Origin of the sequence: Bradyrhizobium macuxiense, from assembly GCF_007993935.1 — a bacterium.
GTDB classification, from domain to species: Bacteria; Pseudomonadota; Alphaproteobacteria; order Rhizobiales; family Xanthobacteraceae; genus Bradyrhizobium; species Bradyrhizobium macuxiense_A.
In genome coordinates, this window is record NZ_VITY01000003.1 from 373,515 (window position 1) to 395,400 (window position 21,886).

28 protein-coding genes and 2 tRNA genes are annotated in these 21,886 nt (G+C 64.0%); 17 read left to right on the top strand and 13 right to left on the bottom strand.

Translation table 11 applies throughout. From position 1 onward, the window contains the following. Positions 1 to 214: 214 nt before the first annotated feature. Positions 215 to 805, top strand: a complete 591-nt coding sequence (locus FBZ93_RS09685) for a cache domain-containing protein (protein WP_246667426.1) — start codon at positions 215 to 217, stop codon at positions 803 to 805. Between the two features lie 149 nt (positions 806 to 954). On the opposite strand, the gene FBZ93_RS09690 is transcribed toward FBZ93_RS09685, so the two are convergent. Together FBZ93_RS09690 and FBZ93_RS09695 are read right to left on the bottom strand one after the other, a co-directional pair. Continuing rightward, complete coding sequence (locus FBZ93_RS09690; RefSeq protein WP_146985677.1) at positions 955 to 2,217, bottom strand: MFS transporter; 1,263 nt, start codon at positions 2,215 to 2,217, stop codon at positions 955 to 957. Between the two features lies 1 nt (position 2,218). Next, a complete protein-coding gene (locus tag FBZ93_RS09695; RefSeq protein ID WP_146985678.1) occupies positions 2,219 to 2,887 on the bottom strand; it encodes a GntR family transcriptional regulator in 669 nt (222 codons plus the stop codon). Between the two features lie 195 nt (positions 2,888 to 3,082). Here FBZ93_RS09695 and FBZ93_RS09700 point away from each other — a divergent pair, with 195 nt between their 5' ends. Continuing rightward, positions 3,083 to 3,487, top strand: a complete 405-nt coding sequence (locus tag FBZ93_RS09700) for a GFA family protein (protein WP_146985679.1) — start codon at positions 3,083 to 3,085, stop codon at positions 3,485 to 3,487. A 55-nt stretch (positions 3,488 to 3,542) separates the two neighbouring features. Continuing rightward, a tRNA-Val gene (locus FBZ93_RS09705) sits at positions 3,543 to 3,617 on the top strand. A gap of 160 nt (positions 3,618 to 3,777) precedes the next feature. On the opposite strand, the gene FBZ93_RS09710 is transcribed toward FBZ93_RS09705, so the two are convergent. Beyond that, positions 3,778 to 4,026: a PRC-barrel domain containing protein gene (locus FBZ93_RS09710; RefSeq protein WP_433995393.1), complete on the bottom strand. Its 249-nt coding sequence runs from the start codon at positions 4,024 to 4,026 to the stop codon at positions 3,778 to 3,780. A 208-nt stretch (positions 4,027 to 4,234) separates the two neighbouring features. Here FBZ93_RS09710 and FBZ93_RS09715 point away from each other — a divergent pair, with 208 nt between their 5' ends. Genes FBZ93_RS09715 through FBZ93_RS09725 form a run of 3 tightly spaced genes read left to right on the top strand, consistent with a single transcriptional unit; the run spans position 4,235 to position 5,746 of the window. Further along, a complete protein-coding gene (locus tag FBZ93_RS09715) occupies positions 4,235 to 4,519 on the top strand; it encodes a hypothetical protein (RefSeq protein WP_146985680.1) in 285 nt (94 codons plus the stop codon). A gap of 34 nt (positions 4,520 to 4,553) precedes the next feature. Next, on the top strand, positions 4,554 to 4,859 hold the full coding sequence (locus FBZ93_RS09720) for a YciI family protein (RefSeq protein WP_050425261.1): 306 nt from the start codon (positions 4,554 to 4,556) through the stop codon (positions 4,857 to 4,859). A gap of 35 nt (positions 4,860 to 4,894) precedes the next feature. Next, the gene (locus tag FBZ93_RS09725; protein WP_146985681.1) at positions 4,895 to 5,746 is read left to right on the top strand and encodes a class I SAM-dependent methyltransferase; all 852 of its coding nucleotides are present in this window, start codon (positions 4,895 to 4,897) and stop codon (positions 5,744 to 5,746) included. 123 nt (positions 5,747 to 5,869) lie between these two features. On the opposite strand, the gene pepT is transcribed toward FBZ93_RS09725, so the two are convergent. Both pepT and FBZ93_RS09735 read right to left on the bottom strand, forming a co-directional pair. Next, positions 5,870 to 7,126 (bottom strand): peptidase T, encoded by a 1,257-nt coding sequence (pepT, locus tag FBZ93_RS09730; protein ID WP_146985682.1) that lies wholly within the window; start codon positions 7,124 to 7,126, stop codon positions 5,870 to 5,872. Positions 7,127 to 7,294: 168 nt separating this feature from the next. Then, on the bottom strand, positions 7,295 to 7,618 hold the full coding sequence (locus FBZ93_RS09735; protein WP_224924859.1) for an HU family DNA-binding protein: 324 nt from the start codon (positions 7,616 to 7,618) through the stop codon (positions 7,295 to 7,297). 307 nt (positions 7,619 to 7,925) lie between these two features. Between FBZ93_RS09735 and FBZ93_RS09740 the strand changes: the two genes are divergently transcribed. After that, positions 7,926 to 8,002 (top strand) — tRNA-Asp (locus FBZ93_RS09740). 141 nt (positions 8,003 to 8,143) lie between these two features. On the opposite strand, the gene FBZ93_RS09745 is transcribed toward FBZ93_RS09740, so the two are convergent. After that, positions 8,144 to 8,329, bottom strand: coding sequence for a hypothetical protein (locus FBZ93_RS09745; RefSeq protein ID WP_146985683.1), 186 nt, complete (start codon positions 8,327 to 8,329; stop codon positions 8,144 to 8,146). 304 nt (positions 8,330 to 8,633) lie between these two features. Between FBZ93_RS09745 and FBZ93_RS09750 the strand changes: the two genes are divergently transcribed. Continuing rightward, on the top strand, positions 8,634 to 9,626 hold the full coding sequence (locus FBZ93_RS09750; RefSeq protein WP_146985684.1) for a class I SAM-dependent methyltransferase: 993 nt from the start codon (positions 8,634 to 8,636) through the stop codon (positions 9,624 to 9,626). Positions 9,627 to 9,690: 64 nt separating this feature from the next. Here the strand turns inward: FBZ93_RS09750 and FBZ93_RS09755 are convergent, their stop codons facing one another. The 5 genes from FBZ93_RS09755 to FBZ93_RS09775 form a co-directional block, all read right to left on the bottom strand. Beyond that, entirely contained in the window at positions 9,691 to 10,989 is a 1,299-nt protein-coding gene (locus FBZ93_RS09755) for a hypothetical protein (protein ID WP_146985685.1), read from the bottom strand. Positions 10,990 to 11,159: 170 nt separating this feature from the next. Then, positions 11,160 to 11,327, bottom strand: coding sequence for a hypothetical protein (locus FBZ93_RS09760; RefSeq protein ID WP_223967230.1), 168 nt, complete (start codon positions 11,325 to 11,327; stop codon positions 11,160 to 11,162). Between the two features lie 38 nt (positions 11,328 to 11,365). Next, positions 11,366 to 11,566, bottom strand: coding sequence for a hypothetical protein (locus FBZ93_RS09765; protein WP_146985687.1), 201 nt, complete (start codon positions 11,564 to 11,566; stop codon positions 11,366 to 11,368). 87 nt (positions 11,567 to 11,653) lie between these two features. After that, a complete protein-coding gene (locus FBZ93_RS09770; RefSeq protein ID WP_146985688.1) occupies positions 11,654 to 12,304 on the bottom strand; it encodes a haloacid dehalogenase-like hydrolase in 651 nt (216 codons plus the stop codon). Between the two features lie 190 nt (positions 12,305 to 12,494). After that, positions 12,495 to 12,698: a hypothetical protein gene (locus tag FBZ93_RS09775; RefSeq protein ID WP_021079164.1), complete on the bottom strand. Its 204-nt coding sequence runs from the start codon at positions 12,696 to 12,698 to the stop codon at positions 12,495 to 12,497. 256 nt (positions 12,699 to 12,954) lie between these two features. Between FBZ93_RS09775 and FBZ93_RS09780 the strand changes: the two genes are divergently transcribed. Further along, entirely contained in the window at positions 12,955 to 13,911 is a 957-nt protein-coding gene (locus FBZ93_RS09780) for a TRAP transporter substrate-binding protein (RefSeq protein WP_146986018.1), read from the top strand. A 120-nt stretch (positions 13,912 to 14,031) separates the two neighbouring features. Beyond that, entirely contained in the window at positions 14,032 to 14,850 is an 819-nt protein-coding gene (locus tag FBZ93_RS09785; protein ID WP_146985689.1) for an alpha/beta fold hydrolase, read from the top strand. Here the strand turns inward: FBZ93_RS09785 and FBZ93_RS09790 are convergent. Both FBZ93_RS09790 and FBZ93_RS09795 read right to left on the bottom strand, forming a co-directional pair. After that, positions 14,847 to 16,139, bottom strand: a complete 1,293-nt coding sequence (locus FBZ93_RS09790; RefSeq protein ID WP_146985690.1) for a spinster family MFS transporter — start codon at positions 16,137 to 16,139, stop codon at positions 14,847 to 14,849. The two genes, FBZ93_RS09785 and FBZ93_RS09790, sit on opposite strands and share 4 nt — an antisense overlap. A gap of 42 nt (positions 16,140 to 16,181) precedes the next feature. Further along, entirely contained in the window at positions 16,182 to 17,372 is a 1,191-nt protein-coding gene (locus FBZ93_RS09795) for an aromatic ring-hydroxylating dioxygenase subunit alpha (RefSeq protein ID WP_146985691.1), read from the bottom strand. Positions 17,373 to 17,504: 132 nt separating this feature from the next. On the opposite strand from FBZ93_RS09795, the gene FBZ93_RS09800 reads away from it, so the two are divergent. The 7 genes from FBZ93_RS09800 (at position 17,505) to FBZ93_RS09830 (ending at position 21,869) form a co-directional block, all read left to right on the top strand. After that, positions 17,505 to 18,020: a MarR family winged helix-turn-helix transcriptional regulator gene (locus FBZ93_RS09800; RefSeq protein WP_146985692.1), complete on the top strand. Its 516-nt coding sequence runs from the start codon at positions 17,505 to 17,507 to the stop codon at positions 18,018 to 18,020. Between the two features lie 214 nt (positions 18,021 to 18,234). Then, a complete protein-coding gene (locus FBZ93_RS09805) occupies positions 18,235 to 18,600 on the top strand; it encodes an NADH-quinone oxidoreductase subunit A (RefSeq protein ID WP_146985693.1) in 366 nt (121 codons plus the stop codon). Then, the gene (locus tag FBZ93_RS09810; RefSeq protein WP_139483903.1) at positions 18,591 to 19,181 is read left to right on the top strand and encodes a NuoB/complex I 20 kDa subunit family protein; all 591 of its coding nucleotides are present in this window, start codon (positions 18,591 to 18,593) and stop codon (positions 19,179 to 19,181) included. The genes FBZ93_RS09805 and FBZ93_RS09810 overlap by 10 nt, the downstream gene beginning before the upstream one ends. 10 nt (positions 19,182 to 19,191) lie before the next feature. Then, a complete protein-coding gene (locus FBZ93_RS09815; protein ID WP_146985694.1) occupies positions 19,192 to 19,809 on the top strand; it encodes an NADH-quinone oxidoreductase subunit C in 618 nt (205 codons plus the stop codon). After that, complete coding sequence (locus tag FBZ93_RS09820) at positions 19,806 to 21,002, top strand: NADH-quinone oxidoreductase subunit D (RefSeq protein WP_146985695.1); 1,197 nt, start codon at positions 19,806 to 19,808, stop codon at positions 21,000 to 21,002. The genes FBZ93_RS09815 and FBZ93_RS09820 overlap by 4 nt, the downstream gene beginning before the upstream one ends. A 43-nt stretch (positions 21,003 to 21,045) precedes the next feature. Further along, positions 21,046 to 21,657, top strand: coding sequence for an NADH-quinone oxidoreductase subunit NuoE (gene nuoE, locus FBZ93_RS09825; protein ID WP_016847752.1), 612 nt, complete (start codon positions 21,046 to 21,048; stop codon positions 21,655 to 21,657). 29 nt (positions 21,658 to 21,686) lie between these two features. Continuing rightward, positions 21,687 to 21,869: a hypothetical protein gene (locus FBZ93_RS09830; protein ID WP_433995401.1), complete on the top strand. Its 183-nt coding sequence runs from the start codon at positions 21,687 to 21,689 to the stop codon at positions 21,867 to 21,869. The last annotated feature ends 17 nt before the right edge of the window (positions 21,870 to 21,886 follow it).

The window sequence follows — 21,886 nt, forward strand, 5'->3', positions numbered from 1 at the left end:
TGGTTCGCAAGCGAGGTCCGGACGCCCCGCGGCTAGCGGTGCGAGCCACTGCAATTTCCGGTTCTCGCGATGGCCGTCGGACGAGGCCGTGTCCCCATAAACCGAGCGGGGCGATGCGACGAACGCAATGTCCGCTTTGTCGCTGTAGCGACCGAGTTCGTGCGGCAGCGCAATATGTCGCGATGGGCCAAATCCGGAAATGGCAACCCCGCCTTTGCTTGTCGGCTCGTCGGCGGGCACGAGCAGACCAGGCCAGTTGGGGCAATGTTTGGATATCATCCTTGCGGGCCTGCGCCCGGTGCGGGACAATTGCGAATTGTTCGAAGAGCAGGGAGGAATCTCCATGTTTCGTAAGCTCGTGATTGGTGCGCTGGGCGCGATCGCTGTCTTGTTCTCGACGACCGCATTCGCGCAAGGCACTGCGGCCGATGCCAAGGCCATGCTTGAGAAGACGGTTGCGGCCATCAAAGCCGACAAGGCCAAGACGCTCGACCAGATCAACAAGGGCGAAAACGGCTTCCTTGCCGGCGACCTCTATCCGTTTTGCTTCAATCTGAGCGACGCGCTCCTCGTCGCGGTCGGCAATCCCAACGTTAAGGCGTTGCTCGGCAAGGATGCGAGGACATTCAAGGACCCCACGGGCGACGTGTATGGCCCACGGCTCTTTGACGCGGCAAAAGAGGGCCAGGTCAATGAGGTCAGCTACATGTCTCCCAAGGCCGGCGCTGACAAGACGTGGGTGCCGAAGGCGAGCTTCGTGACCGCGGTCGCTGGCCTCGGATGCGGCGTCGGTTACTACAAGTAGTCCGACCAAACCAACCGTCATACGGGCGCCGAACTGCCGATCTCCGGCGCCCACACGATGCTATTTTCTCGCATGACCGGTCAGTTCCGAAGGCTTCCACTCCGCATGTGCGGTTTGCCATCGAGGCTGGTCAGTTTTTGATGTCCGTCTCAGGCCGTCTTCGATGAAGCCAGCGGGCTGCGCCTCAATGAGTCCGCATCCTGGTTCTTTCTCTCGACGACGAAATTGCCGATCGCCCCACACGCCATCAGCACGCTGGTGCCGAGGAACACCGCGCGCATGCCGATATGGCCGCCGATGAATCCGCCGGCGAGCGGACCGATCACCTGGCCGGCATATTGCGCCGAAATCGAGTAGCCGAGCATGCTGCCGGTGACCGCGTCGGGCACGTTGTGCCGGATCACGCTGGCGATGCAGGGCAGCAGGCCGCCGAGCGCGAGCCCCATCAGGAAGCGGAGCAGGATGAGTTCCCAGCCGCTGACCACGAAGGCCTGTGGGATCAGCAGCAGCGCCGAGACCGCAAGACAAACGTTGATGATCCGCCAATGGCCGATACGGTCGGCCAGCTTGCCGAGGTGCGACGACGACAGCAGGCTGCCGAAGGCAGCAGCCGACATCACGAGGCCGGCCACGAACGTCACCTGCGGCGCCTCGACCAATTGCGCGACGTAGACCGTGATGATCGGCTCGATCGACATGTTGGCGACCATCAGCAGCAGGCCGGTGCCCCACATCGCGATCACAGGACGCTTGTCTCGAACGAGCGACCAGCCGCCACGCGCCTTGCTGCCTTCCACCGCCTTCGGACGCGCCTCCTCGCGGATCAGGAAGGTCGTGCCGAGGAAAGTGATGAAGATGACGCCGCCGATCAGGAAGAAGGTCGCGCGGATGCCGATCAGGCCGGGCAGGACGCCGCCGATCAACGGACCGACCAGGCTGCCGGCCATGATGCCGGCCGACAGGACGCCGATCGCCCAGCCGGAGCGCGCCTTCGGCGTCTGTGCTGCGACAAGCACCGTCGAGCCCGAAGCGTAGCCGCCGAGCAGGCCGGTCAACAGCCGCAGGCCGACCAGCTCGTACACATTGTGCGCCATGCCGATCAACGACATCGCGATCGCCATGCCGAGGCTCGCGCGGATCAGCATCAGCTTGCGGCCATAGCGATCCGCCAGTCGTCCCCACAGCGGCGCCGTCAGCGCCGCGCTGAAGAAGGCTGCGCCGTAAGCGATGCCCGACCATTGCACGATGGCGGCATGATCGGTCACGCCGAGCTGCTCGACATAGAGCGGCAGGAACGGCAGCAGCAGCGTCATTCCCACGATGGTCGTGAAGGAGCCGAACACGCAGACGATCAGGTTGCGTCTCCAGGGCCCCGCATCGAGGGCCGCTTCGCGATCGATTTCGATGTTCATGTCAGCGCAATCCGATCACGGCGAAGCCGCGCGCCCGCAGACCGCGGCGGTCCTCGTTCAGCGAACGCAGCAGGCGATCGCGGGTGTCCTTGATGTGATCGGCGGCCTCGCGCGCGGCAGCTTCCGGATCGTTGGCCTCGATGAAGCCGAGAATGCGCCGGTGCTCGCGCCAGGCCTGCTCGCGCGATGGTTCTGTCCACACTTCGAGCCAGCGCGCCCGAGACAGCCGGGTCATGGCGCCGGCGATCGCTTTGACGATGAAGGGATTGCCGGAGAGCCGCGCGATCTCGACATGGAAATCGGTGCCGACGCGATGCCATTCCTCGCGCGGCGCGCCGGACTGGCAGGCATCCAGCATCTCTTCGACGCCGGCGATGTCCGCCGCGCTCGCACGCGCGCAGGCGAGGCGGACGGCGGTCGTCTCCAGCGGGATCCTGAACTCCGCCAGCGCTTCCAGCTCGCCGATGTCGATTGGTGCGACGATCCAGTTGCGGCCGTCGCGGCGGACCAGCTCTTCGCCTTCGAGCCGCACCAGCGCAGCGCGGATCGGCGTGCGCGATCCCTCGAAACGGCTTTCGAGCCAGCGCTCGGTCAGCCGCTCGCCGGGGCCGAGGTCGAGGGAGAGGATCATTTCCCGGAGCTGGTCGTGGATCTGGAGCATCTGCGACATGGCGCTGTCCCTCGGGCTTGTTCCGTCGATATGCGTATCCCGAGTTGGTATCCCAAACAATCCAGATTTGGGATACCAGCGTTGTCCCAAAAGGGGGCACGGGACCCGTGTCGCCGACGCCTTGCAGGCCGCAATCGAGGGGAACGACCGCTTGGCGACCGCCTTGTTGCACGACGCCGAATTGGGAGAACGCAGATGCAGATCGACGGGCAATGCCATTGCGGGGCCGTGACCTATCAGGCCGAGATCGATCCCGGACGGGTGTCGATCTGCCATTGCACGGATTGCCAGGCGCTGACCGGCTCACCCTATCGCGTCACGGTGATTTGCGCCGCCGAGCAGGTCCGGCTGACCCATGGCGTGCCGAAAGTGTACGGCAAACGCGGCGATAACGGCCGGATCCGCTTCCAGCATTTCTGCGGCGATTGCGGTTCCCCCTTGTTCACCAGCGGCGAGGATGGAGGTCCCGACGATTGGGGCATTCGCTGGGGCAGCATCCGCCAGCGCGGCGAATTGACCCCGCGACGCCAGGTCTGGCGCCGCTCCGCCGCACACTGGGTCAACGATCTCGGGGGATTGCCGGCACGGCTAATGGATTGAAGCTTTGCGGCCTTGCACCTCGGGGGCGGGCGAGGCTAAAGAGGCGCGCAGGTAGGGGCGGTTAGCTCAGCGGTAGAGCGCTGGTTTTACACACCATTGGTCGGGAGTTCGATCCTCTCACCGCCCACCAGCCTTCGCCCTGCGGGCTACGGCTTGGCAAGCCAGCCTTCGCCGAAGCGCGAAGAGCGAAGGCGGACTCCATCCGCAACTCGCAGACGAAGCCTGTTCGGGCCTTTCCGATGGACTAGGGAATTCCGCCGGCGCTCCACACCGATCGACCGGATCCGGCCCTATGGTTGCAGCATCCTGATTGTCGAGATCGGCCACTTCCCGATGTGCCCCGTGATCGAGATGCGCAACCCATGTGACTCGTCGAGAAACACACCCTCGACGGTCCCGGCGGTCCCGTCGGTGAGAACTGCGGCTCTTCCGACCAGTTCTGCTTCCGCTTGCACATGTTCGCGCAGGATGACGGTGGCGCGGTGTTTCACGAGCTGCAAAGCGGCCTCTGGTTGAAGAGCCCTGCGTAGCAACGCCATTGCGCGGCCCTCTGTGAGCGCGTGGAGAGGGCGCGATCCCGACCGTGGGGTAGTGTGTGGGGTGGCCGGGACCGCGCTTGCTCCGCGCTGGCCGGTCAAATGTCAATCGTCGGCCGATGGCGCGAAAGGTGCCGAAAGTCACGTGCTCAGGTTTGATGCCGGCCTTGCTGCGATGCTATTCTCTCCGCCTAACCCGGGAACTTGATGCATGCGCAAAATCGCCGCGATTTTACTCCTCACCATGATTAGCGGACCTGCACTGGCACAGTCGGACCATGTTCAGCGCTATCGCGAAGAGGTCGAGAAGTCGCCGTCAGATGTGGCCAACGAGGCGCGGCAGCAGCGCGCGTACCAGCGTGCGCTCAGCGGCGTGCCGGACCAGAAGCCGACCGACCCGTGGGGCATTGCGCGCCCCAACGAGGGGCAGGCCGCCCCGAAGGGGAGCGCCGCCAAGACGAAGCCGGCCAAGCCCACGAACGCAGCCGCCAAATAAACAGCGAAGTCATCAGCGAACGCGGACCAGGTCGATGAAATACTACGTCTGCAAATTGACCGGACCGCGCCCGACCTTCCCTCAAGACATGACGCCGCAGGAAGCCGCCATCATGCAGGCGCACGTCGCCTATTGCGGCGAATTGCTGCAGGCCGGCAAGGCGCTGATCTTCGGGCCGGTTGCCGATCCCGCCGGCGTCTGGGGATTGGGCGTGCTGCAACTGTCCGATGATGCCGATCCGCAGGAGATCGTCGCCAACGATCCCGTCACCAAGGCCAATGCCGGATTCACCTATCAGGTCACGCCGATGTTGCGCGCTGCGACGCGCGAGAGCTGCTAGCATCGGCCAGGATTTCTCAACAAGGTTTTGAGCGCATGAACGCTGGTCACCCGCAGAACGCCGATCAGATTGCATATTGGAACGGGCCGGGCGGTCAGCGTTGGGCCTCAAGACAGGCCGCGCAGGACATCGTGCTGCAGCCGGTGCTCGACCTGCTGATCGATCGTGCCGCGCCGAAGGCCGGCGAACGCATCGTCGATGTCGGCTGCGGCAGCGGCGCCTCGAGTTTTGCGCTGGCGGCAAAGGTCGCGCCCGCGGGCCACGTGCTTGGCGTCGACGTCTCGGAGCCGATGCTGACGCGGGCGCGGCAGAGCGCGCCGCAGGGCCTGCCGGTCGAATTCACGCTCGCCGATGCGACGGTGTATCCGTTCGCCCGCGAGAGCTTCGATCTGTTGGCCTCGCGCTTCGGCGTGATGTTCTTTGCCGATCCGGCGGTATCCTTTGCCAATCTGCGCAAGGCGATGAAGCCGACCGGCCGTCTTGCCTTCGCGTGCTGGCAGGAGCCGCGCGAGAATCCGTTCTTCATGGCGCCGTTGCAAGCCGTCTACAAGCACGTGCCGAAACTGCCGCAGCTCGGCCCCGAGGATCCCGGCCCGTTTTCATTTGCCTCCGAAGCCCGGGTGAAGCGGATCCTGGGCGAGGCCGGCTTCTCCGGCATCGCCATGGAGCCGTGCAAGGTCGAGCTCGATGTCGCGACCGGCCGCGGCATCGATGCGGCGATCCAGGGCGCGCTCGAGATCGGGCCGGCCAGCCGCGCGCTGGAAGGCCATCCGGATGACGTGCGCGCCGCCGCGATCGCGTCGATGCGCGAGGCGCTGGCGCCCTTCGTCAAAGGCGATTCCGTGCTGCTGCCAGGTGCGATCTGGATCGTGACGGCGCGGGCGTAGGAGAACGAGTTGGTTGTGCCGTCATTGCGAGGAGCGTAGCGACGAAGCAATCCATCTATCAGCGCGTTGAGATATGGATTGCTTCGCTTCGCTCGCAATGACGGGGAGAGAGTTGCGACGAGCCTACGCTCGCTCTTCCCAGATCATCGCCAGATGCACGATAGTCTGCACCGCCTTTTCCATGTCCTGGCGGCTGACCCATTCGAGCCGAGAATGGAACGCGTGCTCGCCGGCGAAGATGTTCGGGCAGGGCAATCCCATGAAGGATAGCCGCGAACCGTCGGTGCCGCCGCGGATCGAGGTCTTCACCGGCGTCAGTCCCGCGCGCTCGATCGCCTCGATCGCGTAAGCGACGATCTGCGGGTGGCGGTCGATCACCTCTTTCATGTTGCGGTACTGCTGCTTGACCTCCATGCGGTAGGTCGAGCGCGGATATCCCTTCATGACATCCTTGGCGATCGCTTCGAGCAGCGCTTCCTTCTGCTTCAGGCCGGCTTCGGTGAAATCGCGCACGATGAAGTCGATCCGCGCGTGCTCCAGCGCGCCCGAGATCGCGACCGGATGCAGGAAGCCTTCCTTGCCTTCGGTGGTCTCGGGCGAGCAGGTGTCCTTCGGCAGGCGATCGACGATCGCGGCCGCGATCTTGATCGCGTGTTCCATCTTGCCTTTGGCGAAGCCCGGATGGGTCGCGACACCCTCGATGATGATGCTGGCGCCGTCGGCGGAGAAGGTCTCGTCCTCGATATGGCCCGCGGTCTCGCCGTCCATGGTGTAGCCGAAATCGGCGCCGAGCTTCTTGATGTCGACCTTGTCGACGCCTCGGCCGATCTCCTCGTCCGGCGTGAACAGGATCTTGATGGTGCCGTGCTTCACCTGCGGATTGGTCATCAGGAAATGCGCGGCATCCATGATCTCGGCGAGGCCGGCCTTGTTGTCGGCGCCGAGCAGGGTGGTGCCGTCGGTCGTGATGATATCGTTGCCGATCTGGTCGGCCAGCGCTTCATGCTCGGCGGCGCGGATCACCTGCGAGGCGTCGGCGGGCAGCACGATGTCGCCGCCGCGATAGTTCTTCACGACCTGCGGCTTGACGTTCTTGCCGGTGCAGTCGGGCGAGGTGTCCATGTGCGAGCAGAAGCAGATCACCGGCACCGTCTTGTCGGTATTGGCCGGGATCGTCGCATAGACGTAGCCATGCGGATCGAGATGCGCGTCGGCTATGCCCATCGCCTGCAGCTCGGTGACCAGCAGGCGGCCGAGATTCTTCTGCTTCTCGGTGGAGGGGCAGGTCGGCGAATCCGGGTCGGACTGGGTGTCGATCACGACATAGCGCAGGAAGCGCTCAGTGACGGTGTGCTTGAAGTCGAGAACCGGGGCCAGCATGAGGACCGCACAAGGGTAGGAATGGGGACAATGCGCCTTGGCGAATTTGGTTCGCGCAAGCAAACCGGATCAAGGCGAGCAGGAGATAATTCTATAACAGAAAAGCGCCACTCCGGGGCCGCGTCACGAGCCGGAATGGCGCTTTGATATCAACGGAGAGTAAAGCCTTTAAACGGCTTCCTTCAGCTCCTTGGCGGCGCGGAAGGCGACCTTCTTGCTCGCCTTGATATGGATCTGCTCGCCGGTCGCCGGGTTGCGGCCCATGCGGGCGGCGCGCTTGCGGACCTGGAGGATGCCGAGGCCGACGATCCTGATCCGCTCGCCCTTCTTGAGGTGCTTGGTGATCCGGGTGACCATGTCGGTCAGGATCGCCTCGGCCTGCTTCTTGGACAGCTCCTGCTCTTCGGCGATGGCCGCCGCCAGGTGCTTCAGCGTGATCGTCGCCGGGGTCGCTGCTTTCTTCGCCATGTGTGGCCCTCCTCGTTGCTGAATGGCTGGATTGCTTGCTTTCGCGCGAATGGCGTGCCGCTCGCGTCGGAAAAATGCGCCCGGAAAAGTCCTGAAACCGCCGGTTCTGGGAACGGGCAGCGCCGGGCCGGCCACAGGAAACCCAGACGTATCAGGCCTTATTTGATTCGGGGCTTTGCTGACTACGCCGTTTCGCCTGAAAACAGGCTACAACTCGCACCCACGGCGCAAAAGCGCCTGCGCTGTGCAGGGATCCGCAACGCGCTTGACTATCGGGATGCGGCCCTTTATGCCCTCGGTCCTGCGCGGATCAATCCGAAGATCGGCATCCGCGGGAGTAGCTCAGTTGGTTAGAGCGCCGCCCTGTCACGGCGGAGGCCGCGGGTTCGAGTCCCGTCTCTCGCGCCAGTCTTATCAAACACTTAGCCCAAGTTCCAGATTTTGAGACGTGCCGTGCGGCGCGCTGTCATGACGCTCTGGACGCCTCTGTCCGGGCTTGCCGGCACGCATCTTCGAGACCCCCAAAAACAACCGCCAAGCTTGCCTCTTTCAGACTATCTCAATCGCCGGTTGGCTCCCGGCGACCGCATGATCATCATTCACGCGCGCAATCCGGCATTCCGCCACGCCTGACACGATCAGCCAGGTTTCTGGCTGTGCGCCTTCTCCGATGACGACTGTTGCGTCCTGATCCGGGAGTGCCTGGAGTGCTTGGATGAGCTCGCGGACTTTCATCGATACGATTCCTGGAGGCCGCACGGCTGGAGCGCCTCACGCGAGCATCAGATTGGCGAACGCGGTAGTGACTATCGCCACCCGGTTCACCTGGGCAGCGTAACGCGCCATCCTGACGTCAACCTTACTTGCTCGGCCGAAGTCCAGCGGATGCCGTCGCTGCTTATCGACGGAACCAATCAACTACGTCAGGTTGTCATTTTTCAGAACTACACTTGACGAAGGCGGTCGGAAGGCTTGCAGGTCGCAAGGCTTGCAGCAAGAGCCGCGTGCGCGGTTCCATCGTGTTCCGGAACTCACGCGTATGATGCGTCTTAAAGTTGCCGGAGAAATCATCGACAGTTTCGGAAACATTCAGATGACGCTGGCGCGGCAAGGACCGACAAACAGAGTAGGAGACGTGCGGATGGATTGGAGCCTGTGGCTGAACGAATACTACAAAGACGAGCTGGCGAGGACGGAGGCCGCATGCGGAAGGGGAGAGCCTGCGTACGAAGCGTTCAAGTGGATCGACGATCCCTATCTTTGGAACGTGCTGCTCTGGAAGGAGTATGATGGCTTCGACGCCATCAAGGCGACGATTCCCGATCCGCCCGACGCCGGCACGCAGAAGAACTGGAGCGGTCGTTCCGGGATGGAGCTTGGCGCCGCGGTGATCGAAACGTATCGGCTGATACACGACAAACTCAGGCTGCATCTGGACAAGCCATTCGAAGAGTGTTCGGTGCTGGACTATGGTTGCGGCTGGGGCAGCGTGCTCAGATACTTCATGAAGGATGTGCCGCTGCGCAATTTGCATGGGTGTGATCCTCACAAGGGCATCATCCAGGTCGCGCAACGCTCCAACCCTCGCGCCGATATCGTGCTGTCGGACAGCCTGCCGAAACGTCTTCCATTCAACCAGAAATTCGATGTCGCCTACGCGTTGTCGATCTGGACGCACCTCTCCCCGGTCGCGAGCGACGTATGCCTCGACGCGGTCCATGCTGCGCTGGAGGATCGTGGTCTCTTCCTTCTGACGGTGCGACCGCCGGCATATGCATTCTATGAGCCGATCTCGAAATTGCCCGGTTGGGATCAGCAAAAGATCACCGAAACCGTGCGGCGAGACGGCTTCTACTTCTATCCCCAAAGCTATCCGGTCGATGGCGAAATGACATACGGCGAGACAATCATCACCAAGCAGTACATCGAGCAGCACTGGACCGATCGGTTCGATATCGTCGATGTCGGCATGAATGGGATCTCGCCCTATCAGAGCATTATCGTTCTTCGAAAGAAGTCGCGGCCACATTAGTCAGGCCGCCCGCACGCCGGCACCGTCTTTGCGCGCCCGCCACGTCGCGGCTGGGCGCGCAAGATCAGGACGCCGCGAGGCCGACGACGCCGACCTGCCGGGCGGCGTGCGCGGGACTGCGGGATAATTCCGCGCGCTGCTCCGGCGTCAGCCACCACAGCAGGAACAACAGCGCGATCCCGTTCGAGACGAGGCCCGTGGTCAGCGGCACGTTCATGATCGCCTGGACGGCGATGCCTGATGACGCCGCGATGAAGCGTGGCGACAGATGCCGCGAGACCGTCGACCCCGCCGACAGGATCACGCCGCACACCAGCGCCGAAACCGGGGCGAGCGGGAGGCCGACCGACGCGATGCCCTCGGTGGCGAGGAAGGACGCGTTGAAATTGCCGTCGCGATAGATCGCGCCGAGCGTCGGGCCGAGTTCGCCATACGGGCAGGCGGTCACCTGTCGCAGGATCGATATCTGGCAGAACCGGGTCAACTCGCGGTGGGCAAAGAAGTCGGCATATTGATCGAGCGCCAGTGACGGGATCGCGAGGAAGCGCAGGTTGATGGCGCTGAACACGACGTAGTCCTTGTCGGCGCCGAGAACGGCGAATGCCGAGAGCCCAACGGTCGCCGGGAGCAAGAATGCGAGCACCGTGGCCAGTCGCGGGTTGAACTGGCCGTAGAGCCAGAACAGGAACGGCAGCCAGATCGGCAACAGCAGAACGGTCTTGTTGTTGACGACCGGATAGAAGCACAGCGCGAACAGCAACACGCAGGCGGCCTGCAACCATTGCCTGCGCGATGCGAAATGCGCAAACAGATAGGGCAGCACCGCTCCGATCATGATCCCGGTGAGATAATTCAACAGAGCCGGCCGCCCGATGGCGTTGCGGGCTGTGCCATAGGGATTGCCAAGGTTGACCCCGTAGCAGATGTCGGAGATCAACACGGCGAAGGACGACGCCAGCAGCAGCAGCGCAACGCGTTTGATGGCCGCTTCCGACAGGTCGGGCCGCCAGACCGGCATGTTCTGGAACATCAGGGGGATCATCGCGGCGGCCAGCGCGGCGATCATGGCCCAGCGGGCGATCGCGTGCGGGTAGTCGAACGCGCTGAAGAAGCTGAGCCAGACGAAGCCGAACACGGCCGACAGCAGCGAGAAGCTCACCAGATAGCCGAAGCTGAATCGTCCTGCGGCGAATGCCGGGATGAAGATGACCATGATGGCGGTGCCGAGGACGGCCTCGACGGTGATGCCGGATCGCCAGACATGCATCGCCGGGAACGCGTGTCCGCAGGCGATCAGCGATGCGGTGCTGACGGCGAAGAACCCGAGGATCGTGCCCCCGACAACCAGGTCATCGCGCGTCATTGCATCGGCCCGTCCGATTCGAGAGCTGCGCGACAACTAGCCAACCGGCCTCGGTCGAATCAAGTCAAGCAACGTTGAGCGGCGTTGCGGTCTGTATTGTAATGTTTCCGTTGTGCGATCGGTCACCGCGGCGCCGCATTGAACGCACAATCGGCAACCGGCTGCCCTGATCAGGCAAAGAATGCGGCGACCGCGTTCAGGTCGGATTGTCCAGGCGCGTCGCCGCGCAAATTCGCGTCGATGATGCGGCGGCAGGCGTCAACCGTGTGGGTATCGCCCAATTCGTTGGCGGCCTCGAGGATCGACCAGACCGTATCCAGGGGAATGTCGCTCTGCATGGTCGCGCTCGGATCTGACAGCATCGGCGGGGACGGGGTTAGAATTCGAACAGGTCGCGGCCGCGCCGCGCCAGGGTGTGCAGGTCCGCCACCGTGCCGCGCACGGCGTTGCAGCGGCGGCATTCGATGATGGTGTCGCCCGAAGCGTGCGCCGGATCGACGACTTTGATCGCCATGCTGCCGCAATCCGTGCAGGTGATCTTGAAGCCGGTGGAAATTACTTGCTGCTGCAAATTCATTGTGGGCCCGCGCCTCTGTTGACGCCCACCATACGGAACAATTTTTAAGACCGGGGTCGCGGAGCGGATCGCAATCGAACGACCGCGTTAGGACGCGGTTAAGATTTCGCCGCGGCCGCGATCTGAAAGATGCAACGTCGGCCTGCGGAGCGCGGATACCGCGGCGCGCAGCGCCTCGCGCGCATTGACGGTGATGATTCCGGCGGCGTGGGCCCAGACCGCGAGGTCGGATGCGCTGTCGCCGGCATAGATGAAGCCGCCGGGAAAGCGCTTCAGCAGCAAGCCGGCTTTGTTGGCGCCCTTGAGATTGTGCGCGCCGTCGGAGGCGAGCACGTCGTCGAGCCAAGGCAGCCGCGACGCAAGCCGGTCTGCGAGCAGCGCGTCGGCCGCGGTTGCCAGCACGACGCGGCGGCCGGCGGCCTTCTCGCGCTCGGCCAGTGCGACGACGTCCTGGTGCAGTTCGATCCGGCTCCAGTCGATGCGCTGGCGCCGTGCAAGCTGACGCTTCAACGCCGCGCGTCCGCGCGTCAGCCAGGCAGCGCATGCGACGACGATCAGCGGATTGCGGCGCAGGATCGAGAAGAAGCTGAGATAGAGCAGGTCGCCCCTGATCAGGGTGCCGTCGAGGTCGAGCACCAATGGCAGCGACGTCGGCAGCCCGAGCAGGGTGGACGTTCCGCCGGTGCGGTGAGCGTGCGGGTCTGCAAGTATGTCGCCCGCGAGGCGAGGCTCAGTCATTCGCGACGCTCAGCCGGCTTGCGACCCTGCACACGTCGATCGCGCGCGCCCCGGTCTCGGTGGTCCTGCAATCGCCGTAGCCGAACTGGGCGGCAAAGGCCACAGCGTCCTGATTGGAACTCGAGACGATCGGGCCCAACAAAAAGGCCGCCCGAGGGCGGCCGTTTTGTCTGCCGAAGTCTGAAAAATCCTAGCGGACCGTCGAGGTGCCCGAAGAGGTGATCGCCACCGGCTTGCCGGCCTTGATGACCTGGTTGGTCTGGGCGGTCTGGGTGAAATCCGCATTGTTCCGCGCCGAAATGCCGAACGCCGCAACCCCGATGGCCGCAACGAGGGCAACCACCACGATCTTGAGGTGGGTCGCGCGATCAGCTGAATGGATCGAGTGGTTCATGGTCGCCTCCGGGCGTCTATGCGCCGTCTATGGCCGCTACTGGTAAGCCCGATCTGTTTCCGGATCGTTTCGTGAGTTCCTTGAAATGGTTTCGTGCCACGGGCGGATTGGTTTCACCGTGCCTTGCGTCACACAGGCGGAGGGCCGAAACTGACCCCAGGCGCGGGATGCGCTCGGGAGAAAAACAATAATGAAAACAACGAATGTAACCCGCCGCCGGGTGCTGAGCATCGGCACGGCGGCAGTGGCCGCCACGATGTTTGGTAAGCCGGTCCTTGCCGCCGCCGAGTTCGACTTCAAGCTCGGCGTCAACACTCCGGAAACCCATCCGCTAACAATCCGTCTGATCGAGGCGGCCAAGCTGGTCGGCACGCAATCGTCCGGCCGGCTCAACATCACGGTGTTCGCCAACAGCCAGCTCGGCGGCGATCCGGAGATGCTGTCGCAGGTCCGGGCCGGCGGTATCGAGCTATTGGCTGCACCCAGCATGACGCTCTCGACGCTGGTGCCGCTGTCCGGTCTGCCCAGCATCGGTTTCGCCTTCCAGTCCTACGACCAGGTCTGGGCGGCGATGGACGGCAGCGTCGGCGACCTCGTCCGCGAGGCAATCGCCAAGGCCGGCGTCGTGCCGCTGAACAAGGTCTGGGACAACGGCTTCCGCCAGATCACCTCGTCGTCGAGCCGGCAGCTCAACAGCGTCGACGATCTCAAGGGCTTCAAGATCCGCGTGCCGGTCACGGCATTGCTGACCTCGCTGTTTTCGGGGCTCGGCGCGCTGCCGTCGAGCATCTCCTACAGCGAGCTCTATTCGGCGCTGCAGACCCACATCGTCGAAGGGCAGGAGAATCCGCTGGCGCAGGTCTCGACGGGAAAGCTGTACGAGGTGCAGAAATACTGCGCGCTGTCGAACCATTGCTGGAGCGGCTACTGGATCCTCGGCAACCGCCGTGCGATGGCGGGCCTGCCGCCCGATCTGCTCGAGATCATCAATGCCGCGTTCGACGCGGCGGCGGTGAAGGAGCGCGCCGATCTGCTCGAGATGGATCGTTCGTTGCAGGCCGAGCTGACCGGGAAGGGCATGACGTTCAACAAGCCCGATCCGGTGCAGTTCAGGGCCGCGCTGGTCAAAGCCGGCTTCTACACGCAGTGGCAGAAGACCTATGGCGCGGACGCCTGGGCGGCGCTGGAGAAATATACCGGCAAGCTCACTTGAGGGCAGCCTGACAACACACGCGCGATTACCTGACGCGTAATCGCGCGTGTGGTCTCTCATTGCGATGATCGGTTTCGTCGACGGCGTTGTTGCCGATCGATCCGCAAAGGGAGACATGTAATGGCAAGCCGACCGCTTTACGTGACGGCGAAGGACGGCACGTCACTGTTCGCGCAGGATTGGGGCACGGGCAAGCCGGTGCTGCTGCTGGCGGCCTGGACGTTCAATTCCAGCGTCTGGGGCAGCCAGATCGTCGCCTTGAATGCGAAGGGCTACCGCTGCGTCGCGCCGGACCGGCGCGGCCATGGCCGCTCAGATATGCCGATGACGGGATACGATCTCGACACGCTGACCGATGACGTCGCTGCCGTCATCGAGCAGCACGATCTCCGTGACGTCACGATCGTCGCGCATTCGATGGGATCGATCGAGGCGGTGAACTATCTGGCACGTCACGGCGCGGAGCGTATCGCGCGGCTGGTTCTGGTGGCGCCGACCACGCCGTATCTGGTCCAGACCGAGGACAATCCGGACGCGGTGCCGCGGACGATGGTCGATGCGCAGAATGCGGCGATCGCGCAGGACTTCCCGAAATGGATGGGCGAGAACGAGGCGCCGTTCTTCATGCCCGACACATCAGAGATCACGCGGGCCTGGATCAGGGAGATGATGCTGAGCGTGCCGCTGCCGGTGGCGCTGGCCTGCCGCAAGACCATCTCCTTTGCCGATCTGCGCGCCGCGGCCAAGGGGATCGATCGCCCGACGCTGATCGTGCACGGCGACAAGGACGTCAGCGCGCCGCTTCAGCTGACCGGCGCGAAGACGGCGGGGCTGATCAAAGGAAGCAAGCTCGCGGTCTATGAGGGCGCGCCGCACGCGTTGCCGCTGACGCACAGCGCGCGCCTGATGTCCGATCTGTTCGCCTTCATGGACGCTTAACTGGCGCGGGCAATATCCGATCGTATCCAGCGCGCCGCCCAGACGAACAGCACGGCGCCGAGCGTCGTCGTCACCGCCGCCGACAGCAGCGAGTAGCGAACCGCATCGACGCCGTAGGCGCCCTTCAGCGCGTCGTTGATCATGCCGACGGCGAGGGGACCGACGCCCTGGCCGAAGCAGGTGGCGGTGAGCAGCACGATCGCGGAGGCCAGCGCGCGCATGCTGGGCTTTGCGACCGTCTGCGCGATCGCGAAGATCGGGCCGAGATGGAAGCCGACCATGAACGAGGTCAACGCCAGCGTCGCGACCATCAGCGTGAAGCTTTGCGTCAGCATGCACAGCGCGAAGACGGGGCCGGCGAGGCCGGACATGATCGCGGGCGCCCACAGTTTCCAGCGGTCGTCGCGGCGGCCGATCTGCGCCACCACGAGGCCGCCGATCAGCGTGCCCGCCATGCCGGCGAGACCCTTGAAGGTGCCGGCATAGGTGCCGATCTCGGCGCTGCTGAGATGATGGATGCGCGCCAGGAAAGGCGGGATCCACACCGCTGTGGCGTAGTTGGTGTAGGTCGTCAGGCAAAACCCGATCAACACGATGACGAAGCTCGGCTGCGATATCAGGAAGCCGAGCGTCGGCCCGATCGGCTCGGCCTTGAAGGTCTCGGCCATCGCGCCGCGCTTCGGCTCTGATATCGTCAGCCACAGGATGGCGGCGAGCGCGATGCCGGGAAGGCCCGCGGTGAAGAAGGCCATCCGCCAGCCATAGTGCTGGTTGACGTAGCCGCCGATGAAATAGCCGAGGAAGACGCCGAGATAGGTGCCGATCGCGTAGATGCCGAGCGCGCGCGGACGCTCGTTCTTGTCAAAGAGATCGGCGATCATCGATTGCGAGGCCGGCGTGCCCGCGGACTCCCCGATGCCGACGCCGACCCGCGCCAGTGCCAGCGTCGTGACGCTGGAGGCGAGGCCGCAGAGATAGGTCATCGCGCTCCAGAACGCGAAGGCGACGGCGACGATGTTGCGGCGGCTGAGACGATCGGCCATCCGCGCGATGGGAATGCCAAGCAGCGAATAGAACAGCACGAAGCCGAACCCGGCGAGCAGGCCCATCGTGGTGTCGCTGAGTGCGAACTCCTTCTTGATGGGCTCAATCAGCACGTTGAAGATGGTACGGTCGAGGAAGTTGAGGGCGTAGATGATGGTGAGCAATGCGAGCACGTAGTAGCGGCGCGCGGAGCGCGCGGCCGCGGCCTGGGTTGGCGCGGCCGCCTGCGGTGCGACATCGACCATGACTTCCTCCCCCGATCGTCTTTTTGTTTTTCGGCGCGGGCCTCAGGCCTCGCGGATATAGTTCCCCGCTTCGAATTCGACCGGCCCGGCATCTGGGTCGAACGACACGCCGATCGGGTCGCGGCCGGCGGCCACCGCCTCAAGCTGGTCAGAGAGCATCCGGCGGATCATCAGGATGCCGCGGTCGCTCTGGCCGAAATGCTCTTCGGAATGGACGGTCACCGGACCCTGGCCGACCTGGGCCTCGTAGTCACCGGGGAATTGCTGGTGCTCTTGCTCCGTCATGTCCCACCAGAACTTGCCGTTGAACTTCGAGCGCATGCGGCCGATGTCGCCTGCGTTCTTGACCCGGCCGGCGACATAGATCCGGAACGAGGTGTCGTCGATCGGCAAGGTCCAGCCGATCGATTCCACACGGGCGAATTGCGCAACGCGTGGATTGGGCACGACGCGGAGCGTGGGCAGGGCGGCCTCGGTGACGCGATAGAACACCCTGCCGTCGTCCTGCCGGCGGATCGAGCGCACCGCGACGCCGCGCGGCGACATCTCGAACTTCACCTCGGGCATCGAGGCCATCATGGTGGTGAATTGCGGCCCCGAAAACGAGCCGTGCAGCACCGGCACATGGTAGGGGTCGGCGACGTTCTCGAAATGCTGCAACCAGTTGCAGGGGATCACGGCCGGGCCGCCGCCGCCGATCGAGGAATCGTCGGCCTCGACGAACTCGCCGTCGTCCATGGTCTCGAGGCACTCGTAGCGCGGCAGCACCGGCTTCTTCTCGGCCGGGCCCATATAGGCGAAGATCAGGCCGTAACGCTCCTGCACCGGATACCAGGGCTGGCGCACCTTGTCCTTGAACAGGCCGCCTTCGGGCTCGCAGGGCTGTTCGAGGCAGCGGCCCTCGGTGTCGAACTTCCAGCCGTGATAGCAGCAGCGGATGCCGTCATCCTCGACCTTGCCGTAATAGAGTGTGGTGCCGCGATGGCAGCAGCGGGCATGCAGCAACCCGACCCGGCCATGCCTGTCGCGGAAGAGGATCAGGTCCTCACCGAGCGCACGGACTTTCCTGGGGATATCGGTGGCGTCGCCGGCGAGGCCGATCGGGTGCCAGTAGCGGCGCAACAGCTCGCCCATCGGCGAGCCGCGGACCACCGAGGTGAGCTCGGTCCGGGTGGTGGACGGCTTCATCGCATAGGCCGTGCCGAGATCGCGGTCCCGCTGGGTGATCGTCATCGATGTCTCCTCCCGCCGCCGGTCTGACGCCCGCGGCTGCATCATCGTTGATGAAGTCAACGATAGATCGATGACAATGTCAACGATCTCGTCTAGCTTGGCAGCGACCGGCTTTGTTGGCAGAGGTTGGCGATGACCGAGAAGCTCAGGACAGAGAGGACCTTGCCGTCGGAGGCGGTTGTCGATGCGGAACTCGCGCCGATCACCGCGATGATGTCGTCGCGGCTGATGGTGCTGGCCAACCTGCTCAGGCGCGGGGCGCTGCTGCGTTACAAGCGCCTGACCGGCCTGTCCTCGGTCGAGTTCGGCCTGGTCGCCTCGCTCGGCCGGCGGCCGCCGATGAGCGTGGTGCGGCTGGCCGAAGCCGTCGGCATGGACAAGGGGCAGATCAGCCGGGCGCTCGCCGAGCTCGTCGCGCGCAAGCTGGTGGCCAAGGCCGCCAACCCGCGTGACAACCGGGAAACACTGGTCTCCCTCACCAGGGCCGGGCTCGCCGCCCATGACGCCATTGTGGCCGGCGCACAGGAGCGAAACCGGCGCCTGCTGGAACAGCTCGGTCCACAGGATCTTGAGCTGCTGCTTGGACATATTGACCGGCTGACCATGACCGCCGCCGAGATGCTCGCCGCCGAGCGGGAGCTGGGCTGATATGGGATGCGCGCAGGGCACCGAATGGCCGCCGTGGCGTCGCCAATTGAGGCAAGCGCATCCGCCCGATGCGCCAAAGAGCCCACGGGATCGACGGTAAAAGCGTCAAAATAGCTTGTCTTGCGCCCCCTGTTGCGCTGCGCTAAAGCCTCAAGAACAATTCCAATCAACGAATCTGCGGCACGTCCGAAACCGCAGCAAGAAGGCCTCGCCGATGACCGGCATCCTGCAGAATTATCTCCCACTTGTGGTCTTTATCGGAGTTGCGGGCCTGATCGGTCTTGCGCTCCTGATCGCGCCGTTCCTGGTCGCGTTCCAGTCGCCGGACCCGGAAAAGCTGTCCGCCTATGAATGCGGATTCAACGCTTTTGACGACGCCCGTATGAAGTTCGACGTCCGCTTCTACCTGGTGGCGATCCTCTTCATCATCTTCGATCTCGAAGTGGCGTTTCTGTTCCCCTGGGCGGTGGCGTTCGGAAAGCTCGGTGCAACCGGGTTCTGGTCGATGATGGTGTTCCTGGCCGTGCTGACGGTCGGGTTCGCGTATGAATGGAAGAAAGGCGCGCTCGAATGGGATTGAGCCCCACCGCCGCAACCTCGCAGCCGGCGATAGCGCAGGCTCCGAAGGGCATTCTCGATCCGTCGACCGGCAAGCCGGTCGGCGCCAATGATCCGTTTTTCCTCGAGGTCAATCACGAGCTGTCCGACAAGGGCTTCTTCGTCGCCGCGGCCGATGACCTCATCACCTGGGCGCGCACCGGCTCGCTGATGTGGATGACTTTCGGTCTCGCCTGTTGCGCGGTCGAGATGATGCAGGTCTCGATGCCGCGCTACGACGTCGAGCGCTTCGGCTTTGCGCCGCGTGCCTCGCCGCGGCAGTCCGACGTGATGATCGTTGCAGGCACCCTGACCAACAAGATGGCGCCCGCGCTGCGCAAGGTCTACGACCAGATGCCGGAGCCGCGCTACGTCATCTCGATGGGCTCCTGCGCCAATGGTGGCGGCTACTACCACTACTCCTACTCGGTGGTGCGTGGCTGCGACCGCATCGTGCCGATCGACATCTACGTGCCGGGCTGTCCGCCCACGGCGGAGGCGCTGCTTTACGGCGTGCTGCTGCTGCAGAAGAAGATTCGCCGTATCGGCACCATCGAACGCTAAGGTTTCAGGCATGGACGACGGCAAGCTCGACGCCCTTGGGCAGACGATCGTGAGCGCGCTTCCGGGCGCCGCCACGGCGCACTCGGTCGCGTTCGATCAACTCACTATCGACGTCGAGATTGGCAGAATCGTGGACGTCGTCACTTTTCTGCGTGACGATCCGAACTGCCGTTTCGTCAACATCACCGACGTGACTGCGGTCGACTATCCGAGCCGCGAGAAGCGCTTCGATGTCGTCTACCATCTGCTGTCGCCGACGCTGAACGAGCGCATTCGTGTGCGCGGGCAGGCCGACGAGACCACGCAGGTGCCGTCGATCATCGGCATCTTCCCGGGCGCCGACTGGTTCGAGCGCGAGACCTACGACCTCTATGGCGTGATTTTCACCGGCCACCCCGACATGCGCCGCCTGCTGACGGATTACGGCTTCGACGGCCATCCGCTGCGCAAGGATTTCCCGCTCACCGGCTTCGTCGAGGTTCGCTACGACGACCAGGAGAAGCGGGTGCTGTACGAGCCGGTCCGGCTCAACCAGGAATTCCGCAAGTTCGATTTCCTTTCGCCCTGGGAAGGCGCGGACTATCCGCTTCCCGGTGACGAGAAGGCCAAGGCGGAGCCGAAGCCATGAACGAGCAACCGCAAAATCTTCGTAACTTCACCATCAATTTCGGTCCGCAGCATCCGGCGGCGCACGGTGTGCTACGCCTCGTGCTGGAGCTCGACGGCGAAGTCGTCGAGCGCGTCGATCCGCATATCGGCCTGCTTCACCGCGGCACCGAGAAGCTGATCGAGCACAAGACCTACCTGCAGGCCATTCCGTATTTCGATCGGCTCGACTACGTCGCGCCGATGAACCAGGAACACGCGTTCTGCCTCGCCGCGGAAAAGCTGCTCGGCATCACCGTGCCGCGCCGCGGCCAGTTGATCCGCGTGCTCTATTGCGAGATCGGCCGCATCCTGTCGCATCTGCTCAACGTCACCACGCAGGCGATGGACGTCGGCGCGCTGACCCCGCCGCTGTGGGGCTTCGAAGAGCGCGAGAAGCTGATGGTGTTCTACGAGCGCGCCTCGGGCTCGCGCATGCACGCGGCGTTCTTCCGCGTCGGCGGCGTACACCAGGACCTCCCGCCGAAGCTGATCGATGATATCGAGGCGTGGTGCGATCCGTTCCTCAAGGTCGTCGACGACCTCGATCGGCTGCTCACGGGCAACCGCATCTTCAAGCAGCGCAACGTCGACATCGGCGTGGTGCCTCTGAAGGAGGCCTGGGAGTGGGGCTTCTCCGGCGTGATGGTGCGCGGCTCCGGCGCGGCCTGGGACCTGCGCAAGTCGCAGCCCTATGAGTGCTACGCCGAGATGGATTTCGACATTCCGATCGGCAAGAACGGCGACTGCTACGACCGCTACCTGATCCGCATGGAAGAGATGCGCCAGTCGGTGCGCATCATGAAGCAGTGCGTGCAGAAGCTCAAAGCAGCCGACGGGCAGGGCCCGGTCGTGGTCGAGGACAACAAGATCGCGCCGCCGCGCCGTGGAGAGATGAAGCGCTCGATGGAAGCGCTGATCCATCACTTCAAGCTCTACACCGAAGGCGTCCACGTGCCGGCCGGCGAAGTCTACGCCGCGGTCGAGGCGCCGAAGGGCGAGTTCGGCGTCTATCTGGTCGCCGACGGCACCAACAAGCCTTACAAGTGCAAGATCCGCGCACCGGGCTTCGCCCATTTGCAGGCGATGGATCACATCTGCAAGGGCCATCTGCTGGCCGACGTTTCCGCCATCCTTGGCTCGCTGGACATCGTGTTCGGCGAGGTCGACCGGTGATGATGTCCGCATCTGCACCGCGCGCTAATTGAGAGTTTGATCGATGTCCGTCCGCCGCCTTGCCCCGAAGGAATTGCAGCCCGCGAGCTTCACGTTCACGGACGAGAATCTGGCTTGGGCCAAGAAGCAGATCGAGAAGTACCCGCCGGGCCGCCAGGCTTCGGCCGCGATCGCGATCCTGTGGCGCGTGCAGGAGCAGCATGACGGGTGGGTGTCGGAAGCGGCGATCCGCGCCGTCGCCGACCTGCTCGAGATGCCGCATATCCGCATGCTGGAGATCGCGACCTTCTACACCATGTTCCAGCTCTCGCCGGTCGGCAAGAAAGCGCATGTCCAGGTCTGCGGCACCACGCCGTGCCGGCTGCGCGGCGCGGCCGACCTGATCGAGGTCTGCCAGCATCGCATCCATCACGATCCCTTCCAGCTGTCGAAGGACGGCAACTTCTCCTGGGAAGAGGTCGAGTGCTTAGGTGCCTGCGTGAACGCGCCGATGGTCTTGATCTGGAAGGACACCTATGAGGACCTGACCAAGGAAAGCTTCGGCAAGGTGCTTGACGGCTTTGCCGCCGGCAATCCGCCGAAGCCGGGCCCGCAGATCGACCGCCAGTTCTCGGCGCCCGCAGGCGGGCCGACGACGCTGAAGGAAACCACCTGATGCGGGGCTTTCAGGTGCAGGCAAACGGGATGGGAAGGGGCGTTGCGATGAAGGCTTGGCGCACGATTGCGCTGCATACCGTCGTCGCGGCCGGTTTCATGTTCCTGCTGCAACGTTACGGCCTGAGCGCCACGCTGGAATCCAGCCTGTTGTGGGCCATCGTGTTCGGCGGCTGCGCCGCCGGGCTCGCTTATTCGCAAGCCAATCGGTGATGTTCGGAAAGTTTTGA

What these genes read in the sequence shown, in the direction of transcription:
- FBZ93_RS09690 (WP_146985677.1), bottom strand. Translation starts at nt 2,217, where the DNA reads ATGAACATCGAAATCGATCGCGAAGCGGCCCTCGATGCGGGGCCCTGG.
- FBZ93_RS09695 (WP_146985678.1), bottom strand. Translation starts at nt 2,887, where the DNA reads ATGTCGCAGATGCTCCAGATCCACGACCAGCTCCGGGAAATGATCCTC.
- FBZ93_RS09700 (WP_146985679.1), top strand. Translation starts at nt 3,083, where the DNA reads ATGCAGATCGACGGGCAATGCCATTGCGGGGCCGTGACCTATCAGGCC.
- FBZ93_RS09710 (WP_433995393.1), bottom strand. Translation starts at nt 4,026, where the DNA reads ATGGCGTTGCTACGCAGGGCTCTTCAACCAGAGGCCGCTTTGCAGCTC.
- FBZ93_RS09715 (WP_146985680.1), top strand. Translation starts at nt 4,235, where the DNA reads ATGCGCAAAATCGCCGCGATTTTACTCCTCACCATGATTAGCGGACCT.
- FBZ93_RS09720 (WP_050425261.1), top strand. Translation starts at nt 4,554, where the DNA reads ATGAAATACTACGTCTGCAAATTGACCGGACCGCGCCCGACCTTCCCT.
- FBZ93_RS09725 (WP_146985681.1), top strand. Translation starts at nt 4,895, where the DNA reads ATGAACGCTGGTCACCCGCAGAACGCCGATCAGATTGCATATTGGAAC.
- pepT (WP_146985682.1), bottom strand. Translation starts at nt 7,126, where the DNA reads ATGCTGGCCCCGGTTCTCGACTTCAAGCACACCGTCACTGAGCGCTTC.
- FBZ93_RS09745 (WP_146985683.1), bottom strand. Translation starts at nt 8,329, where the DNA reads ATGAAAGTCCGCGAGCTCATCCAAGCACTCCAGGCACTCCCGGATCAG.
- FBZ93_RS09750 (WP_146985684.1), top strand. Translation starts at nt 8,634, where the DNA reads ATGATGCGTCTTAAAGTTGCCGGAGAAATCATCGACAGTTTCGGAAAC.
- FBZ93_RS09755 (WP_146985685.1), bottom strand. Translation starts at nt 10,989, where the DNA reads ATGACGCGCGATGACCTGGTTGTCGGGGGCACGATCCTCGGGTTCTTC.
- FBZ93_RS09760 (WP_223967230.1), bottom strand. Translation starts at nt 11,327, where the DNA reads ATGCAGAGCGACATTCCCCTGGATACGGTCTGGTCGATCCTCGAGGCC.
- FBZ93_RS09765 (WP_146985687.1), bottom strand. Translation starts at nt 11,566, where the DNA reads ATGAATTTGCAGCAGCAAGTAATTTCCACCGGCTTCAAGATCACCTGC.
- FBZ93_RS09770 (WP_146985688.1), bottom strand. Translation starts at nt 12,304, where the DNA reads ATGACTGAGCCTCGCCTCGCGGGCGACATACTTGCAGACCCGCACGCT.
- FBZ93_RS09775 (WP_021079164.1), bottom strand. Translation starts at nt 12,698, where the DNA reads ATGAACCACTCGATCCATTCAGCTGATCGCGCGACCCACCTCAAGATC.
- FBZ93_RS09780 (WP_146986018.1), top strand. Translation starts at nt 12,955, where the DNA reads ATGTTTGGTAAGCCGGTCCTTGCCGCCGCCGAGTTCGACTTCAAGCTC.
- FBZ93_RS09785 (WP_146985689.1), top strand. Translation starts at nt 14,032, where the DNA reads ATGGCAAGCCGACCGCTTTACGTGACGGCGAAGGACGGCACGTCACTG.
- FBZ93_RS09790 (WP_146985690.1), bottom strand. Translation starts at nt 16,139, where the DNA reads ATGGTCGATGTCGCACCGCAGGCGGCCGCGCCAACCCAGGCCGCGGCC.
- FBZ93_RS09795 (WP_146985691.1), bottom strand. Translation starts at nt 17,372, where the DNA reads ATGACGATCACCCAGCGGGACCGCGATCTCGGCACGGCCTATGCGATG.
- FBZ93_RS09800 (WP_146985692.1), top strand. Translation starts at nt 17,505, where the DNA reads ATGACCGAGAAGCTCAGGACAGAGAGGACCTTGCCGTCGGAGGCGGTT.
- FBZ93_RS09805 (WP_146985693.1), top strand. Translation starts at nt 18,235, where the DNA reads ATGACCGGCATCCTGCAGAATTATCTCCCACTTGTGGTCTTTATCGGA.
- FBZ93_RS09810 (WP_139483903.1), top strand. Translation starts at nt 18,591, where the DNA reads ATGGGATTGAGCCCCACCGCCGCAACCTCGCAGCCGGCGATAGCGCAG.
- FBZ93_RS09815 (WP_146985694.1), top strand. Translation starts at nt 19,192, where the DNA reads ATGGACGACGGCAAGCTCGACGCCCTTGGGCAGACGATCGTGAGCGCG.
- FBZ93_RS09820 (WP_146985695.1), top strand. Translation starts at nt 19,806, where the DNA reads ATGAACGAGCAACCGCAAAATCTTCGTAACTTCACCATCAATTTCGGT.
- nuoE (WP_016847752.1), top strand. Translation starts at nt 21,046, where the DNA reads ATGTCCGTCCGCCGCCTTGCCCCGAAGGAATTGCAGCCCGCGAGCTTC.
- FBZ93_RS09830 (WP_433995401.1), top strand. Translation starts at nt 21,687, where the DNA reads ATGGGAAGGGGCGTTGCGATGAAGGCTTGGCGCACGATTGCGCTGCAT.